The following is a 19,950-nucleotide window of genomic DNA, read 5'->3' on the forward strand; positions in this document are numbered from 1 at the left end:
GGGGAAACCGTGCCGACTCAACAGAAACTCAACACTCCGCGTTCGATGCGGGGTTCGCTCGGACCTTCTGGTCCGCGCTCGGTGGCGCTCGTGCACCTGGAGTGCATGGACACCAGCAGCACACACCTGAGTCTCATCCACAACGACGACGAGCAGGCCGTCCTCTCGGCCGTGCTCTCGCTCTCCGAGCTCGCGGCACATCTCCACGTGCCCGTGCAGACCATGTACGACCTGCGCAGCCAGGGACGCGGACCACGCGGCTTCCGAGTCGGTCGTGAGCTCCGCTTCCGGCTCACGGAGGTCGACGCATGGCTGGCGCGGCTGGAAGCCGCCGATGCCAAACGGCACCCGGCCCCCGAACATGGCGGGAGGGAGCCGGCATGAGTGGCGGGCGACCCCGGACCCCGATCGGCCAGCATGGCGAGATCTGGATGTCGATGCGCGGGCGCAAGCACGTGGCCAACACCTGGGTACGCGACCAGGACGGCAAGCTACGCCAAGCGACTGCCACTGGAAGCTCGTCCTCCGCGGCCAAGGTCCTGCTCAAGGAGCGGATCGCCGAGCGCGACGGCATGGACCGCCACGGCCAGCTCAGCCGCACCAGCAGCTTCACAACGCTGGCGGATCTCTGGCTCGCCGACCTAGACGTCCGAGACCTGACGGATGGCACCCGCGAGGTGTATCAGGACATGCTCCGGCTCCACGTCCGACCAGCGTTCGAGAACTTCAACCTCGCCGAGATCACCACCGGTCGAGTGGAGTGGTTTCTCAAGGCCCAACACGCCGTCTCCTACTCACAGGCGAGCAAATGCCGCACGATCCTGAACCTGCTCTTCGGCTACGCGCTGCGACATGACGCCATCTCCCGCAATCCCGTGGAGGGCACATCGCCACTGGTCCGCCCGAAAGGCGCACCGCAGGCGCTCACCCTCGAGCAGATCGCAGCCATCCGAGCGGCCGCGGCGAGCTGGCGTACCGACAACGGTGTGCCTGGTCCCAAGCCGGACGGTCAGGTCCGAGACATCATCGAGATCCTCGCCGGCACCGGGATGCGGCCGGGCGAAGTGCTCGCCATCCGCCCATGCGACGTCATCGACGGCAAGAACGGCATGGTCATCCACGTCTGCGGAACCGTCGTTCAACGCCGGGGCAAGGGCACCATCCGCCAGCCACACCCCAAGACCCATGCCTCGGCTCGCCACGTCCCGGTGCCCGAGTTCGCAGCCGTCGTACTGCGCCGCCGGCTGAAGGGCATGCGCCGCCACGACACCCGGACCGTCTTCGTGAACCGCGCCGGCAAGCCGCTCAGCCCCCACAACGTGCGTCGGACATTTCGTGAGTTTCTGGTCCTAGCGGGCCTCGAGGACAGCGGGATCAGCCCACGGTGGTATCGCCGTACGGTCGCCACGGTCGTCGCACGATCGATGGGCAAGGACGCCGCTGCCGCCTTCCTCGGACACACCTCTGCCATCGTCACCGAGGGGCACTACATCGAGCCTGAGAAGACCATCGATCGAACCCCGACTGGCTATTTGCAGAGCACCCTGCGGGCAGATCAGCCCGATGCCACCTACTTAGCTGTCGTGGCGGACGAGGTGGAGGAGGCGATCCTCGATGCGATCGACACCGCTGCAGACGACGAAGGCGATGACGCAGCGTAGGCTGTCGGCTTGGGATGCCTGGCCGGACGCCCTGGGTGCTAGATGCGGTTCCGGTGAGTCACCGGAGCCGTGCTCTCCGGGAAGTCCGGATCAGCGCCGACGGCAACGCCGTCGCACGCTCCCACACCAGGCCGCCGTGGCTGCGACTGTTTCACGTGTCCAATGATCGACAGTGGCGGCTACCCAAGTGCTTACCTCCAGGCAGAACTCGCGAGGAAGTGAATGGGGGAGCAAGCTGCGTCCTTGCAGGTCAGACGCATGCTCCCCTGAAGTCATCGGAAAAGTGGCTGTGGCAGATCGCTGCCAACAGCCTTCTTCTGGCCAACTGCCCAAGATGGTCGGCGGCCCCCATCCCGCGGAAACCACGATGATCGTCCAGGCCCGCGACGCTCAGCGCCGTCGACAACCTCGTCCTGGGATGAGGGGACTCCTCCATTGCCAGTCCCGCTTGCTGAAGGGTGACTACGCTCTCCACCCCCCAACAGCAGGGGGTTCCTGCCGTGATTTAGAAGCGCTGTGAATGCCTCGAACCCATGTAGCCACTGGTGTCGATCGGCGAAGTACTCGTTCGCTATATGCCCGCTCATCCTTTTCACACGGTTGGCAGATCGAGGAATTTCGCCACTGAGCGGAGTGTGGGGTGCACCTGCTGGACGTGAGTCAGACGCGAAAGACCAAGACCTGCGTGGCATGCGGTCGGGAGTTCCCGCGTAAGGGCGGCCGAGGCCGTCCGCGACTGTATTGCAGTCCGCAGTGCCGCAACCGTGCGCATGCGCGTCGGACGACGCCCAAGCCGCGCCGCGCGCCGCTATCAGCCCAAACAGAAGGCCTGTCGCGGCGGCCGATGACCACGGCCGAACTGCTTCGGAAGGTCCAGGAGAGCATCTCGGTACAGGAAGCCCAAGAGGTCATCGACTGGATCGTTGACTCACCGGACGCGATGCAGGTGCTGCTCGACGAGTTCATCGTGCGGATCGCGCTGGGTCAGATTGTCGAAGACGTGCGATACCAGAGCACGGTCAACAGCCTCGTCACGGCGCACTCGATGGTCGGTCGGATCACCCACGGCACCTTCACCCTGCCCGCGGTCGAGGTGGGTTGTTGACCACCGTTCGCCTGTGCTGACGACGGTCGCATGGGTGCCGACGGTTTCGGAAGGTGTGTAGGGGCTGGTCAGGATCGATTTTGGCATCGGTCATTGGCCGTCGACAGTCACCGATCAGACATGGCAGACAGTGAAGCTCACTCTGGTGCTCCCCAGAAGTCTTTCTGGATGCCCTTGAGCTCACCCGGGGCCGGCCCTGATTGACGCACCGTTGACTCGCCTGGCTTCCCTGATCGCGGGCTGGGCGCCGTGCAGACCGACCTGGTCGCCGGGTTCTGGTCCAGGTCGTCCGCCTGAGGTCAGTGAGAGCAAATCGACGATAAGGATCGATGGAACCGACTACCTTCGATTGTGGGCAGATGGAGCGTGCGAGACGGAGCAGGCGATGGAGACGCTTTTCGGCGATACCTTCAACCATCCGACTACGAAGCCGACCGGTCCGGCGAGACACCGTGTGTTAATCACCGTGAAGGCCGCTCCTAACCCCTCGGCCGCCCACGGCGAGACCGTCTGTGTGGCTGGCGTCTTGCTCGGCGACCTTGGCGTGACCGGGTGGATCCGGCTATATCCCATCAACTTCCGACACCTACCGTCGGCGACGGCGAAGTTCAAGAAGTACGACGTCGTCACGGTCGAGTGTCAGCCTGCTGGCGAGGCTCGGCTTGAGTCTTGGCGTCCCAACATGGCGACTCTTCGCATCGAGAAGCAGCTCCCACCATGGAAGCAGCGGCAACAACTTCTCGAGCCGATCATCGACACCTCGATGTGCCGCATCCGTGCAGACGCGGCTGCCGACGCCAGAGCCCAATCACTTTCGTTGGTACGGCCAACCGAGATCCTCGGCTTCCGCTTGGAACGACACCCCGGTTGGAGCAAGGACGAGCTGGCGAAGATCGACGCCTACGTCAACCAACTCGAACTCGACGTCTTCGACGATCCCCACGACAAGACGGCGCTTGAGGCACCACGTTTCAAGGGCTACTACAAATGGCGATGCGCTGACCCGAAGTGCGGGACCCACGAGCAGTCGATCATCGACTGGGAGTTCGTCGCCCTACAACGCAATCTGCGAAACCGATCAGAGGCCGAAGTCCAAGCAGCGATCCGGACGCGCTTCTTCGACGAGATCTGCGCCCCCGAGAACGACGTCGCGTTCTACGTCGGCAACCAAGCCAAACGCCCACAGACATTCAGCATCCTCGGTGCCTACTACCCGAAGAAGGACTCCTAGACAGGTAGTTCCGGACACGCCGTGCCCGGAAAGGTTGTCCTAGACAGGAAGCGCGGCGACGGGCACGTCCGTCGCACCAACCACTTCATCGATGATCACCTTGCGGTGACACTTCTCGACATCGGTCTCGAAACAGAGCACCGCAACGACCTGGTCGCGCACCAACGTCGAGAGTTCTTCGAGTGAGGATTCAGCCTCGGGCGACTTCAGGGCTTCCCGGAAGACGCGCTGTCCCTCATCGACTCGGCCCTCCCGGAACGGCAAACGGTTGTCTTTTGCGTTCCCGAGGCTGCGCATGTGGCGGTAAGTGATGCCCGCAGTCACCAGAGCCTCACGCAGTCGAGTCTTCGAGAAGCCGGCCTTTCGGCTGATCGCGTTGAGCCGAACGTCGACCACCGTCTGGACCCCGGCGTGCGCCAGTTCGGCGACGAACTCGTCGATCGTTCGCCCTTCGTATCCGACCGAGACGATTCCGTGAGTCATTCCGGGTATCTCCTGAGGTAGTTGATTGCGTTCGGCGTCCCGCATCAAGGCGTCGATCGAGACGGACAACGCACGACAGAGCGCAGCGACCTTCAACACGCCTGGATCCCGCGTCTGCCCTTGCTCGACCTTCATCAGCGTGTTGGACGAGAGCCCTGCGTTCGCGGCGAGCGTGGCGCGGCTGATCCCGGCTGCCCGTCGGTGATCGATCACCGCCTGGCCGATCCCGGAGACACCGAGGGAGCCCTTTGAAGGTCGGCCAACGCGCATGCTCATCATGGTATCAGTAAATAATTACTACCCAGGCCGTGAGTTCGACCGCCCGGGATGAGTGCCTCCATGCCGGCGGTCGTCTGTACCGCGGTTCCCATTCGAGGAGCGGTACATCGGCCCGGATTGCGTGGGTCCGGATTACGTGGGCTCGGATTTGTATCGGCCCTGGCCTACGTCGGCCCCGGACTCACCGGCCTACTCGCCGGTCGACCCCGCGCTTGATGTACAACTGGTTAACAGAGGCCTGAACCTCTGCGGCGACATGCCCCCGGGGGCTAACTTCTGTCTTGCTCGCCGGCTCGGGATCGGAGACGCGTTACTAGCTGTCCGATTCTTTGCCAGGAGTCTCGTTGAACCTCCCCTGCCCTCATGTAGTCGCGGCTGCCCACCGGAGACTGTCGAGTCGTTGGTCTGCCCTGCGCGTCGACCTCGCCTTCGTCGGTCCACGCCACGTCCGTCCCGGGGTGCTGGCCGCTTTGGTCGGTGTGCTGTCGGTCGCTGTGACAGTGCTCGGCCTATGGGTTCCAACAATGCCGGCGGCCGCGGTGTCTGTCCGGTCCGTCGATGACGCTGATCTGGGATCGGGTGATCTCGATGATCGGCCGGGACGCCCGGATGCCGTGTCCGCTGCGGTGGCGGCGCAGACCTCTGGTGTGGCTGTAGAGGACGTCTCGAAGCGCACCGATTCGACGCGTGTCTTCGCCCACCCCGATGGCACCTGGTCCTCGGAGACGGCGTCGGAGCCCGAGCAGGTCCAAGACGGTCCGGTCGGAGCGGACGGCGTCGAGGGTTGGAACCTGATCGACCCGACTCTGGTAGCGAAGCCCGTTGGTTGGAAGCCGGCGCACACGGTGCTGCAGGACATGACCCTCACCGATGGCGGTACGGAGTGGTTTGCCTCGCTCAACATCGGTGGCCACGAGCTCCGCTTCGGCCTGGACGACCTCGAGGACGGGATCGGTACTGGTGCGCCGGTGGAGTTCGGTCAGCCCGTCGTCACCGAGGACACCGCTGTGTACGCGAATGTGATCGTGGACGGAACGATGCGGGTTGACCTGGTGGTGCGCGCGTCGGGCACGGGCTTCGAGCACTGGTGGGTGATCCACCAGGACGACGCCGAAACTGCGAGCGCCGCGACAGATCTGGACCTGGGCCTGACGGTCACCGATATGACCGCCGAGAAGGACGGGAAGACTGATGCGGCTCGGGTGGTTGAGACCGACCAGGGCGGTCTGCGGATCACCGCCGGGGAGGGCAAAAGGGCGAAGAACTTGGCGATTGCCCCCTCCCCGGTGATGTGGGATGCCACCACGCCGGGCCCGGATGAGTTCGATCCGGCGACGAAGGCGCTGAAGGTCCACAACAAGAAGGCGCCGAAGCGGAAGATCGGGGCCGGTGGAGAGCCGGTCGACGATGGCAAGGCCCACGTTCACCAGGCCAAGGTCAAGGTCACCAAGCCGTCCTCAAAGGCGACAGTGAAGTCGCGCGCGGTCTCCCGGGTCGCTCTGACGATCCCGGCCGACGTGCTTGCAACGGCGGCTGCCGGGCCGGTGACGGTGGACCCGTCGTTCACGGTCGACCCGAACGCCGACACCTGGGTCCAGTACCCCGACTACCAGTCCGGCCAGACCTCCTCGCAAGAGCTGCGGGCCGGCACCTATGACGGTGGCGCCCACAAGGCGCGTACGTTCATGAGGTTCAACGACGGTGACGCGTTGTGGGAGGGCCGCCACGTCCTGTCGGCGAAGCTCACGTTGCGGAACTGGCAGTCCGAGACCTGTACGGGCTCTGCGATCCGGGTCAGCCGTGTACTCAGTGACTGGACGCTACCTGACCTGACCTGGAGCAACCAGCCCAACGTGGGGGCCGAGAAGTACGCCGATCTCAGCACTGCCTACGGCGCTAACTCGACCTGTCCGGCAGGAGACGCGACCTGGGACCTGACCGACATGGTCACCGGGTGGCACGACGGGTTCCCGAACTACGGGCTGCGGATCAAGGCGGTCGACGAGACCTCGAGCAACACCTGGCGCCGCTACCGGTCGGCGAACTACACCACCAGCACCAGCCTGCACCCGAAGCTGGTGGTCACCTACAACTCCTACCCCGGCACCACTAGCACTCCGGTGGCGTCGCCGGGCACGGCACCGTACGTCACCACGTTGACCCCGAAGGTCTGCTTCACGGTCTCCGATCCCGATGCCGGGGCGAAGCTGCGTGGCTCGTTGGAGGTCTACGCCGGCTCGACCGCGTCCGGGACCGCGATATGGACATGGACCGCAGCAGTGGCCAACGCAGTCTCCTCCGGCACGAATGTCTGCGCCACGATCCCAACGGGCAAACTGACCAATGGGTCGGCCTATACGGTGCGGGCGCGTGCCGCTGACGGGACGGATTGGTCCAAGAGCTACTCGGCATCGAAGACGTTCACAGTCGATACGACCAAGCCCGCCGCGACGATCACCGCATCCGGGTTCACCAACGGGACCTGGACGACCCAGGCGCCGGCGTCGAACACCTTCACGTTCAACGGCCCCACGGACACGAAGTCGTTCTCGGTGGTCAAGGACAACGGCGCCGCCACCACCATGACCGCGAACACCAGCGGCGACGCCACGCTCTCCTGGTTGCCGACCAACGGCGCGCACACGCTCAAGGTCACACCGACAGACAAGGCCGGCAACCTCGGCACGACCGCGACCTTCACGTTCGGAGTCGGCGCCGCCTCGCTGCTCTCCCCGAACAGTGATGACCGCTCCACCGGTGTCTTCGCAGTCAAGGCATCCGGTCCTCCCAACGCGACCGGTGCCGAGCTCGGCTGGCGCTATGCCGGCGAAAGCACATGGAAGGACGTCGAGGGCGCGACCACGACCAGCGGGTCCGCATGGTCGGGCACGGTCTCCGAGGCGTCCGGGACCTCGACGACCCCGAACCTGGTCTGGGACGCGTCCACCCAACCGGCCCCGACGACCGGTGATCCGAATGCGCTGCTGAAGGCACCGACTCGCATCGAGCTGCGCACCTGCTTCACCTACTCCGGAACGCCATCCACGGTGTGCTCGTCCGCCCGGCCGGTCCAGCTCGTGCCCTCGGCCTTCGGTGGGAACTTCCCGACCACCGAGGTCGGCCCCGCATCCGTCGCGCTGACCACTGGCGAGGCGACCATCACCGAACCGGATGCGGTGGACACTGCCGCCGGTGTCGGACGCACCTACGCCACCCTGGACGGCTCGACCTTGATCAACGGCACCACGGGTGCCTTCGGGCCGGGCTGGTCCACGACGCTGATCGCGGCCGGAGACACCGGTGCCGAGATCGTCGACCACCGTTCCCTGGACCGTACGATCGTGCTGGTCACCGCCGGTGGTTCATCGCAGATGTTCACCCCCGTCGACCCGGACGCCGACGTCACCGCCCCGACCAGTCCACTGGAGTTCAAGCCTGCCGGTGTGGATGACGGATCACGGCTCGTGCTCGACCCAACCGCCGATCCGGACACGATCACGCTGACCAGGCTGCAGGGGGCGGTCACGAACTGGATCTGGGACACCACGGAGGCGGAGTGGGTCCTGGCCGAGTCGACCAGCCAGGAGAGCGACACGGCAGACCCGGAGGCTGAGTTCACCTTCGACCCTGCCGGCGGTGCCGAGTATCCGACCTGGATTGCCCAGACCTCGCCAGGTGTGGCCACGACCTGCACCGAGCAGACCCAGGAGCCCGGCTGCCGCGGGCTGAAGCTCACCTATACCGGCACCGGGGATGCAAGGCGGGTCTCCAAGATCGACCGGCTCACCGTCAACCCTGACGGCACGACCGCGACCGAGACGGTGGCGACCTACACCTACACGGATGGTCTGCTCACCAAGGTCTGCGGCATCGACCCCGATTCAGCCGGTGCGCTTCCGTCCCTGTGCTCGAGTTACGCCTACGACACGACCACCGTCGCATCCCGGACGCTACTGGCGAAGATGACCCCACCGGGCCAGAAGCCGTGGGAGTTCCACTACGACACCACCGGCCGACTCGCCACCGTCACGCGTGCCCAGGACGAGAACACCACCAGCGGTGGCATTGCAACCTGGTCCATCGCCTACGACCTCGCCCCGACACGCCCCGGCCTCACCGACATGACCACCGACACGATCGCCCGCTGGGGCCAGGAAGTGGCCCCGGTCAAGGCGTTCGCGGTCTTCGACCCGACCAAGGTCCCCGCCGACCGGAAGAACCCGACCGCCGCCGAGATCGAGCACGCCCAGCTCTGGTACACCGACTCGGCTGGCACGACCACCAACACCGCCGTCCACGCCAATGTCGAGGGCGACCCGGTGTGGTTGGTCGACACCAGTTGGTACGACGAACACGGCAACACCATCCGCAGCCTCGACGGTGCCGGGCGCCACGCCGCCCTCGCCACCAGCACGGTGGCGGAGGAACAGCGGGCCGCTGCTTTGAATGCCTCGGTGATCACCGAGTTCAACACGGCCGGCACCCGCGTAGAGGCCGAGTACGGCCCCGTTCAGACCGCGACACTGAAGGACGGCACGACCGGAACCTACCGCTCCGCCACTCTCAATGACTACGACGACGAAGAACCCACCCTCGGCGGCGGCGCCAAGCCCGCCTATCCTGAGGGCAAGACCTCCTTCGACATGGTCGTCCAGACCCACCGCTACGCGACCAACCCGGACATGACCGAGGTCTTTGACGAGCACGTCAGTCGCGCCGAGTACTCCCCGCTGGTGAGTGGTGACGGCAACGGCTGGAAGTCCGGCACCCCGACCAAGACCCTGGTCAAGCTCGCCGATGGCACTTGGCGCGAGACCGCCCTCGACCGCTACGACACCGACGGCCGCCAAGTCGAGACCCGTCAGCCGGGCGGCGCTACCTCCGCCTCTGGCGCCGGGGCGGACGCGCATGCGACCGTGTTTTCCTACTACTCGAAGAACCACTCGGACCCCGACTGCGACATCACTGGTCACGCGAACCGTGCCGGGTGGGACGGCCTGCCTTGCAAGACCGGTCCCGCTGGGCAGCCTATCGGTCAGCCGATCCCGGTCAAACACCATTCCGACTACAACGCCGACCTGCAGCCGACGATCGTCGTGGAGACGTCGGCGGCCGTCACCCGGACCACTGCGACCGGCTACGACAAGCTCGGACGCCCGACCAGCAGTCGAGTCCAGGTCACTGGCGGGGGCGCGACCAACGAGACTATCGACACCACCGTCATCTACAACCCGGCGACCGGAATGCCGGCGTCGATGGGCGACGCCACGAACACGATTTCCGCGACCACGGACACCTGGGGCCGCGAGTGGACATCGAAGGATGCAGCGGGCCTCGAGGCAGTCACCACCTACACAAGCGGTGGTGCCGTCGCCACGTTCAACGATGGTCGCAGTCTTTATGAATACAGCTATGACCAGCCGACCGGCGAACACCGAAACCTGCTGACCGGCGTTGACCTCGACCTTCCCGCGGGCACCAACGACATCTTGACGATCAGGCGCGATGCGAGGGGCCAGATCGCCGAGGTCGCCTATCCCAACGGCATGACGGCAACCCATGGCTACAACGAGTCGGGAGCTCCGACCGCGCTCAGCTACACCACCAACGTCGGTGGCGTGCCGACCGAGTTGGTTGGATTCGCCGCCACTACCGACGTCGATGGCCGCGTCCTCGGCTACAGTTCGGCAGCCTCGACTCAGAACTTCGGCTACGACTCGATCGGCCGACTCACCACGGTCGAAGACACCCGCGAGGGTGCATGCACCACTCGTGCATACAGCTTCAGCCAGGCGTCTGAACGCACCAGCCTGACAACGTTCGGTCCGGCGCAGGGTGACTCGACGACAGGCGACGGAGCAGGCGCTTGTCAGGCCACGACGATGGCGACCTCGAAGTCCAACACGTACGACTCGGCCAACCGTATTACCAATGACGGGTATGCCTATGACCCACTTGGGCGAACGCTGACCGTTCCTGCGGTCGATTCCAACAGCGGAGGTGGGTCAGGACCGCTGCAGGTGACCTATCACGCCAACGACATGGTCAAGTCGATGACTCAGCAGTTTCAGAGCACTGCTGCAGACGGCACTGTCACCACGCGAACTGACGGCCGTGATTACACCCTCGACCCCGCCGGACGTGTCACGACTGTGGCGTCGACTATCGACGGACAGGAAGCAAGCCGTGTCCGATATGAGTACCCCGGTTCGGGTGATATTCCCTCTTACATATCAACAACGACTGATGGCGGCGAGTCTTGGGCGTCGCAGCGGTATGTGACAGTGCCGGGTGTGGGGAACGTCGCCGAGGTATCTGCTACCGCCACGACGCTGCAACTCGCGAACCTCCATGGCGACATCGTTGCCACCATGGACACAGATACCGGTGCACTGAGTTACGCCGAAACCGACGAGTTCGGTAACTCCATCGACGACGAGGGCGTTGATCGACGCTACGGATATCTCGGAACTCACCAGCGTCCCGCTGGCGGTGACACCATTGGAGGCATCGTCAGCATGGGCGCGCGACTCTACAGTCCATCTACCGGCCTGTTCCTGTCACCAGACCCCGTCCTTGGCGGAAACGCTAACGCGTATAACTATCCTGCCGACCCTGTGAACGAACTGGACCTCACTGGGAAAATCCGGATAACCAGTTACTCATTCAACTTCTGGTCACCAGTCTGGTGGGTGAACCTCAAGCTGAACAGGTCTGAAACGGCCAACCTCGCGTGGGGAACCGGGATCACGTTTGGAGCGCTGAGTTGGGTAGGAGGGAAGATCAAGATGAGCGGATGGGTGTGGGCAGCGTGGACGATCGTCGAGGGTTACTTCTTTTACCTCTCGAGCGTAGCGTCATACGCCGCCCTTCGAGGGAAGTGTGTGGTGATCAACTTCGCGGGAAGAAAGTACATTGCTAGCCGCTCTATCAAGAAGTTCTATGCGCCATCGATTTGGGTTGTCCGATGCTGACCGATCGCAGCAAGATCTGGAGAATCATTCAACTAGTTCTTGGTGCCATACTCTGCTTTGTATCCATGCTGTTATCCGTGGCCCTTTTGGTCAACGGGCAGTACGCACTTGCGTTCCTGTGGGTGGTCATTGCCATCGTCTTGAGCGCCCGGTTCGCCAAGCAGATTTCGCAGCACTCGGATCGGTCGTAGGGAGGCGTCGGAAAATGAATGGATCGATCCCGAATCGGTTTCCCTGGCGGGATTCGCTTTCGGCCTGGTGATAGGGCTGATCGAATTCCGTCGGAGAACGCGGACTTCGGCGGGGATTCTGTATCGGTTCTCGGTGCGGCGGACATCGGACCAATCAGGTCCGAGTCCAGCGGGATTGCGGAGCATTTGAGTGTGACCTACTTGATGAGGCGGGTTGGTTCATGAGTGCTGGGGTGGCGTTGAAGCGCGTGCTTAGACATGGGCGGGTGTCGATCGCGACCGTGGCGGTGGCGAGCTCGGTGGCCGTGCTGTGCGGGCCGATGTCGACGGCGGTGGCGGCGGCGCTGCCGGGGCGGTTGGAGTCGGGGCGGCCGAGCGTGTTGATGATCAACGTCGACGACCTGGCGGCGACCGACATCAAGTACATGCCGAACGTGCAGAAGCTGCTGGTGCAGCAGGGGACGACGTTCACCGATGGGGTGGCGCCGACGCCGTTGTGTGTGCCGGCGCGGGCGAGCCTGTTGACCGGGAAGTACGCCCACAACCACAGGGACTGGTCTATCTCGGGGACCAACGGCGGCTATAAGGGGTTCACGGGGCGGCGGAACACGCTTCCGGTGTGGATGGACAAAGCCGGCTACCGCACGATGTTCCTGGGGAAGTACCTCAACGGCTACGGCAAGGGATCCGAGCGCTACTCCAGCGGCGAGCCGGGGTGGGATGACTGGCAGGCGACGATCGACCCTTCGACCTACAACCTGTCGAGCCCGAAGATCAACAACAACGGCACGATCGAGAGCCCTGGTGTGTACAGCTCGGTGGTGTTGCAGAACCGGTCGATCAAGATGATCAAGAAGGCCGGGACCAACATCGGCGGGAAGAAGCCGTGGTTCCTGTGGGTCAACTACGTGGCCCCGCATGCCGGAGGACCGGTCGAGGGCAGCGACCCGAAGAAGCGCTATCCGAACCAGCCGTCGCTGTGGCTGGAGAACACCAGGCCGATGGCCTCGGACAAGGGCAGGTTCAGCGGCCTCGAGCTCCCGACGACTCCCAACATGTTCTACGCCGGCCCGGGGCAGGTCACCGCGGGGCCGTCCTACACCGTGGCGCAGCAGCGGGTGATGCGCTACGTCTACCAGCAGCGCCTCGAGGCCGCGCAGTCGGTGGACCGGGCGGTTGCCCGCACGATCGCTCACCTGAAGAGCAGCGGTCAGTACCGGCGTACCGTGATCATCTTCTCCGGGGACAACGGCTACACCACCGGCCAACACAACCGTCTCAACAAGTTCTGGGAGACCTCGCAGGCCTCGCGGATCCCGCTCGTGGTCGTTGGCCCGGGGGTCCCGAAGAACCGGAAGGTCGGGTCCGCGGTCGGCAACCCTGACATCGCCACCACGGTGGCGGCGCTCGGCCGCGCGACTCCGGGGCGCGCCCAGGACGGCGTCGACATCACTCGGGTGCTCGCGGCGAGCGTGACCGCGGGCAAGACGCTCTACCGGCCGATCCCGGTCGCCGCGTGGCCGCCCTCGGGCGGGACGACCACCAAGTACCGCGGCATCCGCTACGGGAGCTACACCTATGTCACGGTCACCGCGACCGGCACTCCGATCCTCTACGACCGCTCCGTCGATCCGTACGAGACCCGCAATCTGGCCGGCGACCCGCGCTACACCAAGGTCATCGCGCAACTAAAGACGATCGAGGCGAAGTACAGGTCCTGCTCCGGCAGCACCTGCCCGAAGACCTACTCGGCCACACTGGCCACGCCGAGTCCTGCCTAGGTCCGCCGATCGCTGCAGGGGCTCCTAGTTTCGTTCGAAGGAGCCGGAGATCGACTTCGGCTCAACAAAACCTCAACACTTCGGATCTACCGAGACGCATCGAGACGGGTTGAGCGGGCTAGAGTGGATTCTCGAAACACTGGACGATGTCGAACGTCATCGCTGGTCGGAGGCCGAAAGAGCCCAAGAGTCACCCAGAGACGCCGAGAAGTCGGCGTCGATGAATCGGGCTCAGTGCAATGAGAAGGCCAGGGGTTCGAATCCCCTCAGCTCCACCACCTGAAACCCGGTTCTGACCTGCATCTTCACCGCAGCGAAGGCCGGGTTTCTTGCTTGTCATTCGCCCGTCTCCTCGTCATGTGGCCCCTCCTGGTGCCCTCCGGAGGCTTCTGAGCACCCCTGTGGCCGGTGTCGTTGAGCCGGTCCAGGCCCGCCGCGTCAGCACCCGTGCCGAGGAAGTGCAGGTAGAGGTTCGTGGTCGCGATGGACTCGTGACCCATCCACTCCTTGACCGTCCCGACGTCGACGCCGCGAGCCAACCACAGGCAAGCAGCCGTGTGGCGGAGGTCGTGAAGCCGTCGCCCCTGGCCGGTCTGCTCCCACTTCAAGGTTCGGGTGACGGCGCCTCGGTGGAGGGTGGCCCCGGTGTCGGTGGTGAACAGAAGATCGTTGGCCTTCTTGCCGGTTGTCATCTGTTGCACCAGCGGAAGTACGCGGTTCGCCAGGGGGACCCGACGAGAGCGCCGCCCCTTGGTGGACTTGGTCTCGTGACCCTCTGTGCGGGAGCGACGAACGCGGAGGCCAGGGGTCGGAACCTCGACGAGGTCGGCCACGGTTATGGCGCGAGACGGCCCCCGAAGACGCAGCGCACCGGATAGATCGAGTCGTCCGACCCGGGGGCTGATGACTTGGTCGACCGGCGCGTCTCGGCGGCAAGATTCGGTCAGAGTTCCGGCTCCCAGCGAAGGAACACCCAGTGCTCACCGTGCAACAGATCGCGGGTCGAGTGAGGGATTGCCCGGAACCTCACGGACACCTCGGGCGGGTAGTCAGCGATGCAGTATGTCTCGGCCAGGGAAACGCACTCCTCTTGCACCTCGCCGACGTCGCCCTCGTACAAGAAGCGACCTTCGATCGTGCCTTCCTCCGAGGAGCCTTCGTACTGCACGGCCACGCCACGCAGGTCGGCCGTGACCTGCTCCCAGAGGGCGCGCATCATCGACAGCATCACGTCGGACCGCATGTTCGTCACGGGGTCGAGTATCGCCTCCTCTTGGGCGACCCGGGTCAGAAGGTCACCCCGACCGGTTTCGTGAGAACTTTCTCTGCTGACTCAAGGCGGCCTCCGGCCGCGTGCGCGGCCTCCGGGGGCGTGCGGCCTGGCGGCCGGTCCCCCTACGTGCCGCGCAAATGAAGAAGAGCGCCCAGTCCGTAGACCAAGCGCTCACTCTTCAGTCGTCGACCAGATCGACCCAACCCGCCAGCCGTCCGGCCTATGTCACGATGACTCCGTGATCGACTCAGCGGAGCAGTTCGTTCGGCTGCGCACCAGCGACGACCCAGCCGACTACAACCGTGCCGCTCGTGACGAAGCGTCCGAGACCACCTGGCGCGACGTGATCGAGCGGTTCCCAGACATGTGTTTCTGGGTGGCCCAGAACAAGACCGTGCCGCTGAGCGTGCTCGAGGTACTCCGGCACGATCCCGACGAGAAAGTACGCCACATGGTCATGACCAAGAGGTCGTGGGCACGAGCGCACCCGGACGACACGTCCCGCCCCCGAGGACTTGAGAACACCCGCACGAAGGACCGGCGCGAGAAGTAGGGGGACCCTGCACCACGATGCCGACCAGGCCGACCCGTTCAGCAGCTCGACGACCGGACCCGCATCGTTGCGTACGTATTCCGTGCTACCGGCGATCACCGTCACGTCGGCCGCCAGGCACAGCAGGAGGCTGGCGACGAGGGGGAGGGGGCCGCCGCTACCGGCAGGGACATTCCCTGCGATGCTTCCCAGGCCGATGTAGTTAGGCAGCGTGGGGCAGCCCCAGACCCCCGCCAAAGGGGCCAGATGCCGGATCGGGTGACGCTCCGCCCCCGCGATACGGACTTGGTGGGTGGATTGGATTTGTGCCCCCAGGTGCCCCCGGCGTCGAAATTGGGGTGTCGGAATGCAACGTATGCATTAGCACCTCACGCGGGAAAACACCGATGCCATGGGATGACACGCCTTCGCAATGAGAAGGCCAGGGGTTCGAATCCCTCAGCTCCACCAGGTGAAAACCCGGTCTCAGTAGGCAATTCGTTGCTGAACGGGCCGGGTTTCTGCTTTCCGCTCGCCTGTCTCTTCGCCTTGTGCCCCCGTCGTGCCCCGGAGGGTCCTGAACGCCAGACCGGGGCCCTGTGCCGGGCGTAGCATGGGCTTGCGCCGTGGGCGTCAACCGGGGGCGGCGCAGTCGTCGAAGACACCGGAGGGTCCTGTGAACAAGGCTTTGCTGAATTCCCTGACCGAGAAGGAAGCAGCTCTCGTCCGTGAGGCGGACCCTGCTGTCCTGCGCGAGCTCGACGAGGACCAGCTCCTCGAGCTTCATGAGCGGGTGAGACGCGAGCGCAGCAAGCACATGAAGGTCTACCGTCGCGGTGCCAGCGCCGCAGTGGAGAGTGTCGGCGGACGCGGTAAGGCCTACGACCAGAACCAGCGCGCCAGGGCCAAGGTGGAGGTCTTCGAGTCCGTGTTGGCGCAGGTCAGTCGACAGGTCAGCGCGGCGGCGAGGAAGGCCTCGCAGGAGCTGCGGGCCGAACGGATCGCCGCGGCGCGAGCCGCCACCAGCGCAGGGCCACCTCGTGAAACTGCCGTGAACGACGGGGGCACCCCTGTGCCCAGCGCGCGGCGGGACGCGACGCGGACGACCGGAGGCCTCAAGCGTGACGCGTCCTCTCGTGCGCAGGGTGCTCGTCGCCAAGGTGCGCGCGACGCGCGCTGAGCACGTCCCTTGGTCCCGTCGCGGCGGTGAGCCGTCGAGACGGGGCGGACTCTAGGCTGTGGCCATGTCGGCACGTCAATGGATGCTCGGGCTGGAGCGAGCGTGGGATGCGGCGCGATTCCGTCGGGCAGGGTCGCGGGTTCCGGCGGACTTCCGGATCGAGTGCTACGGCGGGCACGGGAGTGCCGAGGGGGTCGTGGTACGCGGTCGGGTCGTCGACGATCCACCGCCCTCGGAGGCTGTGGAGGGCGAGGGCGCGGGGGCCGCCGTACGCCGCATGATCCGCCACTTCGTGACCGACGAGCTGCCGGGTGTGCCGCTGCGGGTCACCGTCGGTGATGCCGCGGTGGACGCGGTCACCGATGACGAGGGCTACTTCGTGGCACGGCTGCGGCCCGCCCCGGAAACGCTGGAGGATCCGTTGACGCGCGGCACCGTCGAGCTGGCCGGCGAGTACCGCGGTCTGACCGGCGACTACCGAGCCGCGGTGGAGGTACGCGTGCCTGTCGGTGAGGCGCAGTTCGGCGTGATCTCCGACATCGACGACACGATCCTCGAGACCGGGGTGCAGCGCGTCGGGCGGATGGTGCGTCAGACCCTCACCGGATCGGCGCTCACGCGTACGCCGTTCCCTGGCGCGCCCGAGCTCTACCGCGACCTTGCCGCCCGCGCGAACCCGGTGTTCTACATCTCCTCCAGCCCGTGGAACCTGCATGCGTTCCTGGACGCCTTCGTGCGTCACCGAGACTTCCCGCGCGGGCCGCTGCTGCTGCGCGATCTGCTCGGCAGCGCCGACGGCCGGGAGCCGAAGAGCGGGCGCATCGACGAGGTCCTCGCGCTCCACCCCAGCCTTCCGTTCGTCCTCTTGGGCGACTCCGGTGAGCACGATCCGGAGATCTACGCCGACGCCGTCCGCCGCCATCCTGAGCGGATCCTCGCGGTCTACATCCGCGAGGTGCGGCTCGATCCTCACGACGGCCGCGTCGAGCGCGTGTGGAGCTCCATGGGCGACGAGGTGCCGCTCGTGCTCGTCGCCGACAGCGAGGCGGTACGTCGCCACGCCACCGGTCTCGGCCTCCTCTGAGAACGGCACGGCCTCGAGGGCTCGCGACCCGTACCGCCTTCTAGTTGTTCGCGAAGTGGCGGGCGAGCTGCTGGTGCCGGTGGACGAAAAGGCGGCGGATCACGGGCTCCAGGGGACTGGCCAGCAGCGGGAGCCGCGGCTCGAAGCCGACGACGTCGGTCACCTCCGTGCGGTCGGCGTCGACGGCGTGGAGCTCGCGACGGTGCATCCAGCGACGCATCGACGCCATGCTGGAGGCTTCCTGGAAGTGAGAGCCAGGCGCGAGTTCGGTGATTACCAGGTCGTCGTACTCGAGCGGCAGGAACCCGAGATAGAAGATCCAGGACCTGCCCAGAGGGACCCCGAGCGGCACGGTATCGATCGTCGCGTCGCGAAGGCCGGGCGGCACCCGCATGCGCATCACCGGCATGAGCTCATCGTTGATTCCCTCGAAGTCGGTCACCCGGCGCCACACCTCGTCGAGCGGGGCAGCGATCGTCGAGGTGTGCCGGAAAGTACGCACGCTCATGGCGTCAACTCAACACGACCTCCGCATCAAATCCATCCGACCAGGGTCGCATTCACCCGTCGCCCATATCGCGAACAGATCACAGCCGGCTTCCTCTAGGTCGTACGTCCTGGACCCGCTAGCCCTGCGGCAAGCCGACGCTGTTCCTCTGGAAGTCGATCAGCCGTTCGTTCTCGTAGGTGATCCGGTGGGCAGTGCTCTCGAGCTCGCGAAACATCTCCTTGAGGGTGCGAATCCCGTCGGGCGACTGATGCGCGATGAGTCCTGCCAGCTCGAGAGCCACCGCCTCGGCCTCGCCGGCAGGAGCCGTACGCTGGGCCAGGCCCATCGCGACAGCCTCATCCGCGCCGACGGGGCGCCCGGTGTAGATCAGCTCCTTGGCGCGCGAGAGGCCGACGAGCTGGGTCAGCCGGGCCGGGCCGACCGGAACGCCCAGCCGAGCGCCCGCCCACGCGAGCTTCAGATTGTCCCCGGCCACGCGCAGGTCGCAGCCGGCGATGATCTCGGCGCCGGCGCCCACGCAGTTGCCGACACCGACAGCGATCGTCGGCACGGGCACCTGCTCGACGAGCTGGTAGAGCTCCGCGAACGCCTCCATCCGGGCGACTCCGCCCGCCGCGTCCAGGGGTTCGGTGACGTCCGCGCCCGCGCAGAAGGCGTCGGGAGATGTCGTCGAGAGCACCACCGCGCGAATCTCGCCGTCATCGGACAGCTCTCTCAACGCGTCGTTGAGCAGGCGGAGCGCCGGAGTGTCGAGGGCGTTTCGCTTCTCGGGACGGTTGAGCCGGAGGATCTCGACGTCTCCGCGCCGCTCCCGCACGAGGCTGGTCATGGCCGGTCCACGAAGATGTCGTACTCCAGGTCGCCGGTCCCGCCGTACTTCGAGAAGTCCGTGACTCCAGCATCCCGAAGCACGTCCACATCCAGGAACGAGTTGCCGGTGCACTCACGCGAGGGGCGCCCCAGGATCTCCACCGCGGCGTCGGCGACGATCTCGGGCGTACGCGACCTCTCCACCGCCGCATCTCCGCCGAGGAGGTTCTGCACAGCGGCCGTGGCGATGAGAGTCTCCGGCCACAGGCAGTTGGCGGCGATGCCGTGCTCGGCGTACTCCGCCGCCCAGCTGAGCGTCAGCAGACTCATTCCGTACTTCGCCAGGGTGTACGCCGGGTGTGCGCCGAGCCACTGCGGCGACAGGTTGATCGGCGGCGACAGCGACAGGATGTGCGGGTTGGCCGATGCGCGCAGGTGGGGAAGCGACTTGCTCGTGAGCAGGTACGTCCCGCGGAGCTGGATCTGGGTCATCAGGTCGAAGCGCTTCATCGGCAGGTCTTCGGTGCCGTCGAGCGCGATCGCGGAGGCGTTGTTGAGCACGATGTCGATGCCGCCGAATCGCTCGACGGTCTGTGCGACGGCGTTCTCCACCGATGCCTCGTCGCGGACATCGCCCACCACTGCCAGCGCCTGACCGCCCGCTTCCTCGATCTCCGCGGCGGCGGTGTGAACGGTGCCGGGGAGGCGTGGGTCGGGTTTGTCCGTCTTCGCCAGCAGCGTGACGTTGGCTCCCAGCTTGGCCGCGGCGATGCCTACGGCCAGGCCGATGCCGCGGCTGCCGCCCGACATGATGATGGTGCGTCCAGTAAGGCTCATGCCTGGGACGTTACAGAT

At 65.6% G+C, this 19,950-nt stretch carries 15 protein-coding genes; 9 read left to right on the top strand and 6 right to left on the bottom strand.

Translation table 11 applies throughout. The annotated features are described in order from the left end of the window. Nucleotides 1–45: 45 nt before the first annotated feature. From ABZU72_RS21640 to ABZU72_RS21655, 4 genes are all read left to right on the top strand, one after another. On the top strand, nt 46–384 hold the full coding sequence (locus tag ABZU72_RS21640) for a helix-turn-helix domain-containing protein (protein WP_355020865.1): 339 nt from the start codon (nt 46–48) through the stop codon (nt 382–384). Further along, nucleotides 381–1,661: a tyrosine-type recombinase/integrase gene (locus ABZU72_RS21645; RefSeq protein ID WP_355020866.1), complete on the top strand. Its 1,281-nt coding sequence runs from the start codon at nt 381–383 to the stop codon at nt 1,659–1,661. Before ABZU72_RS21640 ends, ABZU72_RS21645 begins: the two co-directional genes overlap by 4 nt. A 640-nt stretch (nt 1,662–2,301) precedes the next feature. Then, nucleotides 2,302–2,766 carry a hypothetical protein gene (locus ABZU72_RS21650; RefSeq protein ID WP_355020867.1) on the top strand — a complete coding sequence of 155 codons (465 nt, stop codon included), beginning with the start codon at nt 2,302–2,304 and terminating at the stop codon, nt 2,764–2,766. A 385-nt stretch (nt 2,767–3,151) separates the two neighbouring features. Then, the gene (locus ABZU72_RS21655; RefSeq protein ID WP_355020868.1) at nt 3,152–3,997 is read left to right on the top strand and encodes a hypothetical protein; all 846 of its coding nucleotides are present in this window, start codon (nt 3,152–3,154) and stop codon (nt 3,995–3,997) included. A gap of 39 nt (nt 3,998–4,036) precedes the next feature. Here ABZU72_RS21655 and ABZU72_RS21660 read toward each other — a convergent pair whose 3' ends face one another. Further along, the gene (locus ABZU72_RS21660; protein WP_355020869.1) at nt 4,037–4,750 is read right to left on the bottom strand and encodes a DUF488 family protein; all 714 of its coding nucleotides are present in this window, start codon (nt 4,748–4,750) and stop codon (nt 4,037–4,039) included. Between the two features lie 533 nt (nt 4,751–5,283). Between ABZU72_RS21660 and ABZU72_RS21665 the strand changes: the two genes are divergently transcribed. Next, on the top strand, nt 5,284–11,733 hold the full coding sequence (locus tag ABZU72_RS21665; RefSeq protein WP_355020870.1) for an RHS repeat-associated core domain-containing protein: 6,450 nt from the start codon (nt 5,284–5,286) through the stop codon (nt 11,731–11,733). 457 nt (nt 11,734–12,190) lie between these two features. Next, nucleotides 12,191–13,705, top strand: a complete 1,515-nt coding sequence (locus tag ABZU72_RS21670; protein WP_355020871.1) for a sulfatase-like hydrolase/transferase — start codon at nt 12,191–12,193, stop codon at nt 13,703–13,705. A 305-nt stretch (nt 13,706–14,010) separates the two neighbouring features. Here ABZU72_RS21670 and ABZU72_RS21675 read toward each other — a convergent pair whose 3' ends face one another. Next, entirely contained in the window at nt 14,011–14,538 is a 528-nt protein-coding gene (locus ABZU72_RS21675) for a tyrosine-type recombinase/integrase (protein WP_355020872.1), read from the bottom strand. A gap of 110 nt (nt 14,539–14,648) precedes the next feature. After that, nucleotides 14,649–14,957 (bottom strand): hypothetical protein, encoded by a 309-nt coding sequence (locus ABZU72_RS21680; RefSeq protein ID WP_355020873.1) that lies wholly within the window; start codon nt 14,955–14,957, stop codon nt 14,649–14,651. A 259-nt stretch (nt 14,958–15,216) separates the two neighbouring features. Between ABZU72_RS21680 and ABZU72_RS21685 the strand changes: the two genes are divergently transcribed. The 3 genes from ABZU72_RS21685 to ABZU72_RS21695 all read left to right on the top strand — a co-directional run bounded on the left by ABZU72_RS21685 (nt 15,217) and on the right by ABZU72_RS21695 (nt 17,774). Further along, the gene (locus ABZU72_RS21685) at nt 15,217–15,531 is read left to right on the top strand and encodes a hypothetical protein (RefSeq protein WP_355020874.1); all 315 of its coding nucleotides are present in this window, start codon (nt 15,217–15,219) and stop codon (nt 15,529–15,531) included. A gap of 655 nt (nt 15,532–16,186) precedes the next feature. Continuing rightward, the gene (locus ABZU72_RS21690; RefSeq protein ID WP_355020875.1) at nt 16,187–16,690 is read left to right on the top strand and encodes a hypothetical protein; all 504 of its coding nucleotides are present in this window, start codon (nt 16,187–16,189) and stop codon (nt 16,688–16,690) included. A gap of 64 nt (nt 16,691–16,754) precedes the next feature. Then, complete coding sequence (locus ABZU72_RS21695) at nt 16,755–17,774, top strand: phosphatase domain-containing protein (protein WP_355020876.1); 1,020 nt, start codon at nt 16,755–16,757, stop codon at nt 17,772–17,774. Nucleotides 17,775–17,814: 40 nt separating this feature from the next. On the opposite strand, the gene ABZU72_RS21700 is transcribed toward ABZU72_RS21695, so the two are convergent. From ABZU72_RS21700 to ABZU72_RS21710, 3 genes are all read right to left on the bottom strand, one after another. Beyond that, nucleotides 17,815–18,282 carry a hypothetical protein gene (locus tag ABZU72_RS21700; RefSeq protein WP_355020877.1) on the bottom strand — a complete coding sequence of 156 codons (468 nt, stop codon included), beginning with the start codon at nt 18,280–18,282 and terminating at the stop codon, nt 17,815–17,817. Nucleotides 18,283–18,400: 118 nt separating this feature from the next. Continuing rightward, nucleotides 18,401–19,114: an enoyl-CoA hydratase/isomerase family protein gene (locus tag ABZU72_RS21705; protein WP_355020878.1), complete on the bottom strand. Its 714-nt coding sequence runs from the start codon at nt 19,112–19,114 to the stop codon at nt 18,401–18,403. Next, nucleotides 19,111–19,932 (bottom strand): NAD(P)-dependent oxidoreductase, encoded by an 822-nt coding sequence (locus tag ABZU72_RS21710; RefSeq protein ID WP_355020879.1) that lies wholly within the window; start codon nt 19,930–19,932, stop codon nt 19,111–19,113. Before ABZU72_RS21710 ends, ABZU72_RS21705 begins: the two co-directional genes overlap by 4 nt. Nucleotides 19,933–19,950 lie beyond the last annotated feature (18 nt).

This window comes from Nocardioides sp. NPDC004968, from assembly GCF_040608935.1.
GTDB lineage: Bacteria > Actinomycetota > Actinomycetes > Propionibacteriales > Nocardioidaceae > Nocardioides.

Coding starts and splice junctions, on each gene's coding strand:
- ABZU72_RS21665 (WP_355020870.1), top strand. CDS start 5,284: ATGCCGGCGGCCGCGGTGTCTGTCCGGTCCGTCGATGACGCTGATCTG.
- ABZU72_RS21640 (WP_355020865.1), top strand. CDS start 46: ATGCGGGGTTCGCTCGGACCTTCTGGTCCGCGCTCGGTGGCGCTCGTG.
- ABZU72_RS21660 (WP_355020869.1), bottom strand. CDS start 4,750: ATGCGCGTTGGCCGACCTTCAAAGGGCTCCCTCGGTGTCTCCGGGATC.
- ABZU72_RS21705 (WP_355020878.1), bottom strand. CDS start 19,114: ATGACCAGCCTCGTGCGGGAGCGGCGCGGAGACGTCGAGATCCTCCGG.
- ABZU72_RS21695 (WP_355020876.1), top strand. CDS start 16,755: ATGTCGGCACGTCAATGGATGCTCGGGCTGGAGCGAGCGTGGGATGCG.
- ABZU72_RS21645 (WP_355020866.1), top strand. CDS start 381: ATGAGTGGCGGGCGACCCCGGACCCCGATCGGCCAGCATGGCGAGATC.
- ABZU72_RS21710 (WP_355020879.1), bottom strand. CDS start 19,932: ATGAGCCTTACTGGACGCACCATCATCATGTCGGGCGGCAGCCGCGGC.
- ABZU72_RS21655 (WP_355020868.1), top strand. CDS start 3,152: ATGGAGACGCTTTTCGGCGATACCTTCAACCATCCGACTACGAAGCCG.
- ABZU72_RS21700 (WP_355020877.1), bottom strand. CDS start 18,282: ATGAGCGTGCGTACTTTCCGGCACACCTCGACGATCGCTGCCCCGCTC.